This is a genomic window from Streptomyces sp. NPDC002513 (assembly GCF_053595355.1).
Genome location: NZ_JBSFXK010000002.1, coordinates 18,319 through 27,591, shown reverse-complemented (window position 1 = coordinate 27,591; position 9,273 = coordinate 18,319). Strand labels below are relative to the sequence as shown.

Here is a 9,273-nt window from a genome sequence, read left to right as displayed (position 1 = left end):
CGGGACACCCTGCGCACCCGTGGTGCCCTGAGCACCCGGGATGCCCTGCGGACCGGGGATACCCGTCACACCCTGGAAACCCTGCGGGCCCTGAGGACCTCTGCCGCCCGGCGGACCCTGCGGCCCGGTCCCGCCCGGACCCTGGGGTCCCTGGGGTCCGGGAGGCCCCTGCCAGCCGCGCGGTCCCTGCGGTCCGCGGTCCCCGCGGTCGTGGTCACGGCCTTCGTCGATGCCCTTGACCTTGCCATGGTGAGCACTCACGGCTCCGTGCGGACCGGGTACCCCCGCACTGCTGCCTGCGCCGGACCGGTGGATCGCGTCGGCGACGGCCACCGCGCTCGGGGCGATGTTCAGCACGACGGCAAGCGCGCCGACCGAGACCATCGTGGCGGATTTCACGCGTGAACTTCGGGTAGTTCTACGGCTCACTGAGAACCTTCCTCACGAAACGTGGAGTGACCACACCCGTAAGCACACGCACTGGGTGCACTCACGTTGCCCGTGGCCACGGACGCGGCACACTTTTTCACTGCCCGTCACATCTGACCGCGTGTCACTCCGTGTCACCGGCGAAGATCACCCGCGCGGCGGCCATAACTGCATCTTCACCGTGGCAGGCCGACAGATCGCTCCGGGACCGGCTCATACGCTGCTCACCAGACCTCTGCGATACGCCCCGCACGCCTCGAAAGAGGGCAGCAGGCCCTGCCGCTCGGCCTCCTTCAACGTGGGCGCCGCGGCGTCCTTGTCGGACAGGAGCGGTACGAGGTCGTCGGGCCAGGCGATGGCCAGGGCCGGATCGAGCGGGTTGATCCCGAACTCTCGCTGCGGCGCATAGGGCTGGGAACACAGGTAGACCACGTTGGAGTTGTTCTCCAGCGCCATGAAGGCGTGGCCCAGCCCCTCCGAGAGATAGAGGCAGCGGTGGGTGGCGTCGTCGAGCCGGACCGCCTCCCATGTCCCGAAGCCCGGAGAACCGGTGCGGATGTCGACCACCACGTCGAGGACGGCGCCGCTGACGCAGGTGACGTACTTGGCCTGGCCCGGCGGGACCGCCGCGTAGTGGATACCGCGCAGCGTGCCGCGCACGGAGCGGGAGCAGTTGGCCTGCGCGAGCCCGAACCCCTGGCCGGTGGAGCCCTGGAACGCTTCTCCCTTGAACCACTCGTGGAAGCTGCCCCTGTCGTCCGTGAACACCCTGGGTGTGTCCACCCAGGCCCCTTCGATGCCAAGTGGTCGCACGCGCCTGGTTCCTTCCACCGTGCCGCTGTTGTCGTGGGTCACTGCCTCCGCGGGTGTTTTCGGGACATCCACCGCGGGACTTTAGAGCTCCGCATTCGGAACTCATCAGGGGCGAGCGCCCGGCCCCGCGGACAGCAGTTCTCCAGGCCGCGGTCCAGACTCCCGCCGGGGCCCGGCCAGGCAGCCGGATTCGTCCAGCAGCCCCAGCAGATAGCGGCCGTATCCGCTCTTGAGCAGTGGCTGGGCCAGTTCCCGGAGGCGGTCGTCGTCGATCAGGCCGGCCCGCCAGACCGCCTCCTCGACGCAACCGATCTTGAAGCCCTGGCGCTCCTCGATCACGCGAACGAACTCCGAGGCCTGCACCATGGAGGTGAAGGTGCCGGTGTCCAGCCATGCGGTACCCCGGTCGAGCCGGGTGACCTGCAGCGCGCCGGCGTCGAGGTAGACCCGGTTGAGGTCGGTGATCTCCAACTCGCCCCTGGCACTGGGCCGCAGATCGCGGGCGATGTCCACGACGTGGCGGTCGTAGAAGTACAGTCCGGGCACGGCGTACCGGGAGCGGGGCCGGGCGGGTTTCTCCTCGATGGACAGGGCCCGGCCCTGTCCATCGAACTCGACGACGCCGTAGACCGAGGGGTTGGCTACCGGGTAGGCGAACACCCTGCCGCCCGTCAGGTCGTCGTGACGGGCCAGCCGGGTGCCGAGGCCGCTGCCGTGGAAGATGTTGTCGCCCAGGATCAGCGCGACCGGCTCGCCGTCGAGAAAGTCGGCCCCCAGCACAAAAGCCTGCGCGATGCCTTCCGGGCGTTCTTGCGCGAGATAGTCCAGCCTTAGGCCGAGTTGACGGCCGTCGCCGAGCAACCGGCGGAACTGGTACTGGTCTTCGGGCGTGGTGATGACCAGGATCTCCCGGATTCCGGTCATCACGAGTGTGGAAAGCGGGTAATAGACCATGGGCTTGTCGAAGACCGGAAGTAGCTGCTTCGACACCGAGCGGGTCAACGGCCACAGTCGCGAGCCGGTGCCCCCGGCCAACAGAATTCCGCGCATGGCATCACCATAGGCGAATTGCCCATAACAGCCGGTTTTTTGCGGTATTGGCGGTGTGTACGGGGATATATGCAACGGGCCGGGGCCCGCATCCGTACGCCGTTGTACGGTGCGGGCCCCGGCCCGTTGCACTGAGGTGCAGTCACCGCGGCCGGCCTTCGTGACGACATCGCTGGTCAGGGCATGCCGGACCGGCCGCGGAGTTCTCGGGGGCTCAGCCCAGGCGCTGCACCAGCGCGCGGTACTGGTCCCACAGCTCCTTCGGCGCGTGCTCGCCGAAGGTGTTGAGGTGCTCGGGCACCAGGGCCGCCTCCTCGCGCCACACGTCCTTGTCGACGGTGAGCAGGAAGTCGAGGTCGGACTCCGACAGCTCCAGGCCGGCCGTGTCCAGCGCCTCCTTGGTCGGCAGGATGCCGATCGGGGTCTCGACGCCCTCGGCCTTGCCCTCCAGGCGCTCGACGATCCACTTCAGGACGCGGCTGTTCTCACCGAAGCCCGGCCAGACGAACGCGCCCTCGTCGTTCTTGCGGAACCAGTTGACGTAGTAGATCTTCGGCAGCTTGGACTGGTCCTTGTCCTTGGCGACCTTGATCCAGTGGGCCATGTAGTCGCCCATGTTGTAGCCGCAGAACGGCAGCATGGCGAAGGGGTCGCGGCGCAGCTCGCCGACCTTGCCCTCGGCAGCGGCCGTCTTCTCGGAGGCGACGTTCGCGCCGAGGAACACACCGTGGTTCCAGTCGAAGGACTCCGTCACCAGCGGCACCGCGCTGGCGCGGCGGCCACCGAAGAGGATCGCCGAGATCGGCACGCCCTTCGGGTCCTCCCACTCGGGCGCGATGATCGGGCACTGCGAGGCCGGGACCGTGAAGCGGGCGTTGGGGTGGGCGGCCGGGGTCCCCGACTCCGGCGTCCAGTCGTTGCCCTTCCAGTCGGTGAGGTGGGCCGGAGTCTCCTCCGTCATGCCCTCCCACCAGATGTCGTTGTCGTCGGTCAGCGCGACGTTCGTGAAGACTGAGTTGCCCCACAGCGTCTTCATCGCGTTGGCGTTGGTGTGCTCACCGGTGCCGGGTGCGACGCCGAAGAAACCGGCCTCGGGGTTGATCGCGTACAGACGGCCGTCCTCGCCGAACCGCATCCACGCGATGTCGTCGCCGATCGTCTCGACCGTCCAGCCGGAGACCGTCGGCTCCAGCATGGCGAGGTTCGTCTTGCCACAGGCGCTCGGGAAGGCCGCCGCGACGTACTTCGACTCGCCCTGCGGGGGCGTGAGCTTGAGGATCAGCATGTGCTCGGCGAGCCAGCCCTCGTCGCGCGCCATCACGGAGGCGATGCGCAGCGCGTAGCACTTCTTGCCGAGCAGCGCGTTGCCGCCGTAGCCGGAGCCGTACGACCAGATCTCACGGGTCTCGGGGAAGTGCGAGATGTACTTCGTCTGGTTGCAGGGCCAGGGGACGTCCTCCTGGCCGGGCTCCAGCGGGGCGCCCAGGGAGTGCACGGCCTTGACGAAGAAGCCGTCGGAGCCGAGTTCGTCGAGGACCGCCTGGCCCATGCGCGTCATGGTGCGCATGGAGACGGCCACGTACGCGGAGTCCGTGATCTCGACGCCGATCGCGGAGAGCGGCGAGCCCACCGGGCCCATGCAGAACGGCACGACGTACATCGTGCGGCCGCGCATGGAGCCGCGGAACAGGCCGTTCTCGCCCTGGAAGATCTCCCGCATCTCGGCGGGCGCCTTCCAGTGGTTGGTCGGGCCCGCGTCCTGCTCCTGCTCGGAGCAGATGAACGTGCGGTCCTCGACCCGGGCGACATCGGTCGGGTCGGAGGCCGCGTAGTAGGAGTTCGGGCGCTTGATCGGGTCGAGCTTCCTGAACGTGCCCTTGCGGACGAGCTCCTCGCTCAGACGCTCGTACTCTGCCTCGGATCCGTCACACCAGACCACGCTGTCCGGCTGCGTCAGTTCGGCGATCTCGTTGACCCACGAGATCAGGTCCTTGTGCTGGGTGGGGACGGTTGAGGGAGCCGCGATGTCGCGCGCCACGATTGCTCCTAGATGAGGGGTTTTCTGTTGGTTGCCCCGTGGGGGCTGCGACCCGGATGCTTCGTAGCCGCTCATCCGGTGCCGACCGCACTCATTTGATCATCCGACGAGATTGCCCATCTGTCCAGAGGGCATCACACCTGAGCGGAGTGAGGATCGCCACGTGCCCCGCGTTTCCTTGCGTCCACACAGGATTCGGCGGAATGATTTTTTGCGTTGGCGCGGTTTCCGCACAGCGCCGGACAGCCCGGGTGATAACAGACACACGTTGATCCGCAACTTACGGTGCCGTAGGTACCATGCCGCGCATGACTGCGTCCGTCCCCGACGCGCCCACGGACTCGCCGGCAGCCGGCCGCGGTCCCGTCGCGCTCTCCCTGCCCCACCCGGTCAAGCCGAAGCTGCGCGGCTGGCTGCACCTCGGAATGTTCCCCGCCGTCCTCGTCGCGGGCCTGGTGCTCACGGCCCTCGCGGACTCACCTCGCGGCCGAGTCGCCTGCGGCATCTACGTCCTGACGGCCTGTCTGCTCTTCGGCGTCAGCGCGCTCTACCACCGCGGCAACTGGAGCCCCCGCATGGACGGCGTACTGCGCCGGCTCGACCATGCCAACATCTTCCTGATCATCGCGGGCACCTACACCCCCCTGACCCTGCTGCTCCTGCCGGGCGCGAAGGGGCAGTGGCTGCTGTGGGGCATCTGGGCCGCGGCGGCGGCCGGCATCGTCTTCCGCGTCTTCTGGGTCGGCGCCCCCCGCTGGCTCTACACCCCCTGCTACATCGCGATGGGCTGGGCCGCGGTCTTCTTCCTCCCCGACTTCATGCGCACGGGCGGGATCGCCGTCCTGGTGCTCGTCGTCGTCGGCGGACTGCTCTACAGCGCGGGCGGCGTGATCTACGGGATCAAGCGGCCGAACCCGTCGCCCCGGTGGTTCGGCTTCCACGAGGTCTTCCACTCGTTCACCCTCGCGGCGTTCGCCGTGCACTACGTGGGGATCTCCCTGGTGGCGTACCAGCACGCGTAGCACACCGCCCGGCCTCAACGCCTTGCCTCAACGGCCACGGCTCCCCGAGCCGTGGCCGTTCGCCGTGGGACAAGACATGACAGCCGCCGTCTTCTGACACCCACCGTCACTACCGGCCGCCCTCACCGCCCGCACCGCCCGCGACCCCGAAACCCGCAGGCCCCGGACCGGTCCCCCATGTCATCCTGAGCCGGTGAACGGACCCGAGATCCACGTCGGCTTCTCCCCCGAGCTGGGACTCTTCGTCCCGCACACGCGACGCGGACGCGCCACCACGGTCGTCACCGACGGCGCCTCCACGCTCGGCCATGTCGTCGAGTCGCTGGGCGTACCGCTGACCGAGGTCGGGGCACTCCTCGTGGACGGCCGCACCTCGCCCTTCTCTCACGTCCCAGCAGCCGGCGAGCGGGTCGAGGTGTGCCCGGTGGAGCGCCCCCAGCAGGTGCCCGGGGCCCCGCTCCGCTTCCTGCTGGACGTCCACCTCGGCACCCTGGCCCGCCGCCTGCGGCTGCTCGGCGTGGACGCGGCCTACGAGTCGACGGACATCGGCGACGCGGCCCTCGCCGCCCGCTCGGCGGCCGAGCAGCGCGTCATGCTCAGCCGCGACCGGGGGCTGCTGCGCCGCCGCGAGCTGTGGGCGGGCGCCTTCGTCTACAGCACCCGGCCGGACGACCAGCTCCGCGACGTGCTGGACCGGTTCGCGCCCGCGCTGCGGCCGTGGACGCGGTGCACCGCCTGCAACGGCCTGCTGCGCGACGCCACCAAGGAGGAGGTCGCCGACCAGCTCGAACACGGCACGCGCCGCTCGTACGACGTCTTCGCGCGCTGCCGCACGTGCGGCCGCGCCTACTGGAAGGGCGCGCACCACGACCAACTCGAGGCCATCGTGGAGCGCGCCCTGACCGAGTTCCCAAGCCGGGCCCGGTAGTGCTCTTGTTCAGGTGATCCGCATGGCCGGGTGGAGCGACCTGGACGGGCGCCCATTTCGTCCGGAGCTCTCAGCCGCTCAGCGCCCTGTGGAGCCGCTCGGGATCCGTGGTCGGGGCGTCGCAGGTGAAGTTGCGGCAGACATACGCGGTGGGCGCGCCATCGGCCAGAACACGGTCGGCCAGGAGCGGGAACTCATCACTCTCCGGAGTGCCCACGGCAACGACCACGCCCGGGGCGGTGCCCAGCAGGGCCGTGCGGTGCAGGGTCCGGGTCGCCGGGTCGTCGAGGGCGGGACCGGCGATCGCGACCTCGCGCGGCCCGTCGAGGAGCGCCTCCGCGACGGCGAGCCCCCAGCCGATGAACCGGGGCACCCGCGGACCGAGCGCCTTGACCACGCCCAACGCCCGCTCCGCCGCGGTGCGAGGGGCTTCGGCGCCGGTCTGGGCGGCGTACGACAGCAGGGCGCCGGCGGCGGCGGTCCAGCCGGACGGGGCGGCGTTGTCGGTGGGGTCCTGGGGGCGGCGGATGAGTTTCTCGGCGTCGGCGGCGGTGTCGTACAGCGCTCCGCCCGCGTCGGTGAACCGCGTGAGCACCTGGTCGAGCAGCAGCCCGGCGAACTCCAGCCAGACGCCCTCGCCGGTGACGGAGGCGAGCGCGAGGAAGCCCTCGGCGACGTCGGCGTAGTCCTCCAGCACGCCCGCGTTGGCCCCCGCCCGGCCGTCCTTCGACGTACGGACGAGCCGGGCGTGCTCGTCCAGGTGCAGCCGTACGAGAAGGTCGGCCGCGCCGATCGCGGCGTCCACGAGATCGGGGCGGTCGAAGTACGCGCCGGTCTCCGCGAGGGCGGCGACGGCGAGGCCGTTCCAGGCGGCGACCACCTTGTCGTCACGGCCCGGGGCCGGGCGTTCGGCCCGCCTCTCCAGGAGCCGGCGCCTGACCGACTCGATCCTCTCCGCGTCGAACACGCCCTCGCTCTGCGGGAGTTGGAGCACCGAGGCACCCTGCTCGAAGGTGCCCTCCTCGGTGACCCCGAAGTACTGGGCGGCGAATTCGGCGTCCGCCTCGCCGAGGACCTCGGCGAGCTGCGCGGGCGTCCACACATAGAAGGCGCCCTCGACATGACGGCCGCTGCCGTCGTCGCTGTCGGCATCGAGCGCGGAGGCGAACCCGCCCTCGGCGGTGTGCAGTTCGCGCACCATGAAGTCGGCGGTCTCCAGCGCGACCCGGCGGGCGAGCCCGGATCCGGTGGCACGCCACAGGTGCGCGTACACCCGGCACAGCAGGGCGTTGTCATAGAGCATCTTCTCGAAGTGCGGTACCAAAGATCCACCAGCCCTCGGCGTGAGTACGTACCGGTGGAACCCGCCTCCTACCTGGTCGTACAGGCTCGAACGAGCCATCGCGCCGCACAGCCCTTCTGCCATCTCCAGCGCAGCCACGGAGCCGGCCCGCGCGTGGTGGCGCAACAGGAAATCGATCACCATCGACGGCGGGAACTTGGTGTCTCCCTTGAACCAGCCGCTCGCGGGGTCGATGTCCCGCGTCAGTTGGAGGAGGGCCAGAGCCTGGGTCTCCTCGGTGGGCGTCCCGGCATCGCCGATGCCCAGCTCCCGCTCGGCAAGGTCCCGAGTGATCTTCCCCGCGACTTCTCCCACCTCGTCCCGTCGGCTCGTCCAGGCATTGTGCACGCCTTCAAGCACCTGGCGGAAGGACGGCATGCCATGGCGAGCCTCGGGCGGGAAGTAGGTGCCGAAGTAGAAGGGCTCCCCGTCCGGCGTCATGAACACGGACATGGGCCAGCCGCCTTGCCCAGTGGCGGCCTGTACGGCCTCCATGTAGACGGCGTCCACGTCTGGCCGCTCCTCACGGTCCACCTTGACGGACACGAAGTGCTCGTTCATGTACGCAGCGGTGTCGTCGTCCTCAAAGGACTCGTGCGCCATGACGTGACACCAGTGACAGGCGCTGTAGCCGACGCTCAGGAACACGGGCACATCGCGCCGCCGGGCATCTTCGAACGCATCGGTCTCCCAGGGCCACCAGTCAACGGGGTTGTCCGCGTGCTGGAGGAGGTACGGGGACGTGGCCTGCGCGAGTCGGTTGGACATACCCCCATCTTTGCGCACCCGTCTCCGCCCCACCCATGCGCCACGGGGGGGGCAGCGCACAACGAGACGGAGGGGTGCCGGCTCACTGCTCGCGCGGCCGGTACGGCACCTGGTTCGTAACGGCCTCATGCGGGACTCAGAGCCGAAGGGGAGGCGTCCACTCGCCCCTCTCTGTCAAAGTAGATCGAGTCAGGCATACTGGATGATTCATTGAGTCGAGGGCGGAGAGGGAGTAGTGCCCAGGTGGCCAGCACCAACGACCACGGGACCCCTGATCCGCAGGTAGCAGCCCGTTCGACGGGCCCGCGCCGGTACACAGCGGAGTACAAGGCGAGGATCCTCGCGGAGTACGAGACGCTGGATAAGAAGGGCAAGGGTGCTCTGCTGCGGCGGGAGGGCCTGTACTCGTCTCTGATCACGACGTGGCGGCAGCAGCGGGATAAGGGTGCCCGGGACGCGCTCGCCGCCCCGGCGGGACGCCCGAAGGCGGACCCGAGGGACAAGGAGATCGAGAAGCTCAAGGCGGAGAAGGCCCGGCTGGAGGCCGATCTGGCCAAGGCCCGCACCGTCATCGAGGTGCAGGGAAAACTCTCCGCGCTGCTCGACCAGTTCGCCACGGACAGCGCCCCGACCCGGAACGGCGAGAAGAACCGGTGACTGAAGCCCAGCTCGCGGCCGTGGTGTTCGACACCGCCCGCGGCCAGGCCCTCGAAGAGCTCACTTTGCTGGTCGGACGGGTCCAGGCGTGCTCGGCGCTTGGCGTGAGCCGGGCCACCTACTACCGCCATCACCGCCAGAGCCCCGCGCCCCAGCGGCCGCGGCCAGAACGGCGGCGGCATCCCCGGGCACTGTCGCCCGAGGAGGAGACACGGGTCCTCGACGT

The 9,273-nt window shown here is 69.5% G+C and carries 7 protein-coding genes and 1 pseudogene; 3 read left to right on the top strand and 5 right to left on the bottom strand.

The window, feature by feature from the left end; genetic code table 11:
• The 4 genes and pseudogenes from ACWD5Q_RS01580 to ACWD5Q_RS01565 form a co-directional block, all read right to left on the bottom strand.
• Window positions 1–399 (bottom strand): annotated as a pseudogene (locus ACWD5Q_RS01580) (collagen-like protein); the annotation flags it as partial.
• Window positions 400–642: 243 nt separating this feature from the next.
• A complete protein-coding gene (locus tag ACWD5Q_RS01575; RefSeq protein ID WP_451424965.1) occupies window positions 643–1,242 on the bottom strand; it encodes a dTDP-4-dehydrorhamnose 3,5-epimerase family protein in 600 nt (199 codons plus the stop codon).
• A gap of 105 nt (window positions 1,243–1,347) precedes the next feature.
• Window positions 1,348–2,292: a glucose-1-phosphate thymidylyltransferase RfbA gene (rfbA, locus tag ACWD5Q_RS01570; RefSeq protein WP_451424964.1), complete on the bottom strand. Its 945-nt coding sequence runs from the start codon at window positions 2,290–2,292 to the stop codon at window positions 1,348–1,350.
• Window positions 2,293–2,506: 214 nt separating this feature from the next.
• Window positions 2,507–4,330 carry a phosphoenolpyruvate carboxykinase (GTP) gene (locus ACWD5Q_RS01565; protein ID WP_451424963.1) on the bottom strand — a complete coding sequence of 608 codons (1,824 nt, stop codon included), beginning with the start codon at window positions 4,328–4,330 and terminating at the stop codon, window positions 2,507–2,509.
• 308 nt (window positions 4,331–4,638) lie between these two features.
• Here ACWD5Q_RS01565 and trhA point away from each other — a divergent pair, with 308 nt between their 5' ends.
• Together trhA and ACWD5Q_RS01555 are read left to right on the top strand one after the other, a co-directional pair.
• The gene (trhA, locus tag ACWD5Q_RS01560; protein WP_451424962.1) at window positions 4,639–5,352 is read left to right on the top strand and encodes a PAQR family membrane homeostasis protein TrhA; all 714 of its coding nucleotides are present in this window, start codon (window positions 4,639–4,641) and stop codon (window positions 5,350–5,352) included.
• 193 nt (window positions 5,353–5,545) lie between these two features.
• Window positions 5,546–6,280, top strand: a complete 735-nt coding sequence (locus ACWD5Q_RS01555) for a Mut7-C RNAse domain-containing protein (protein WP_451424961.1) — start codon at window positions 5,546–5,548, stop codon at window positions 6,278–6,280.
• Between the two features lie 70 nt (window positions 6,281–6,350).
• Here the strand turns inward: ACWD5Q_RS01555 and ACWD5Q_RS01550 are convergent, their stop codons facing one another.
• Window positions 6,351–8,390, bottom strand: a complete 2,040-nt coding sequence (locus ACWD5Q_RS01550) for a thioredoxin domain-containing protein (RefSeq protein WP_451424960.1) — start codon at window positions 8,388–8,390, stop codon at window positions 6,351–6,353.
• Between the two features lie 243 nt (window positions 8,391–8,633).
• Here ACWD5Q_RS01550 and ACWD5Q_RS01545 point away from each other — a divergent pair, with 243 nt between their 5' ends.
• Entirely contained in the window at window positions 8,634–9,047 is a 414-nt protein-coding gene (locus ACWD5Q_RS01545) for a transposase (RefSeq protein ID WP_451424959.1), read from the top strand.
• Window positions 9,048–9,273: the final 226 nt, after the last annotated feature.

Coding starts and splice junctions, on each gene's coding strand:
- rfbA (WP_451424964.1), bottom strand. CDS start 2,292: ATGCGCGGAATTCTGTTGGCCGGGGGCACCGGCTCGCGACTGTGGCCG.
- trhA (WP_451424962.1), top strand. CDS start 4,639: ATGACTGCGTCCGTCCCCGACGCGCCCACGGACTCGCCGGCAGCCGGC.
- ACWD5Q_RS01550 (WP_451424960.1), bottom strand. CDS start 8,390: ATGTCCAACCGACTCGCGCAGGCCACGTCCCCGTACCTCCTCCAGCAC.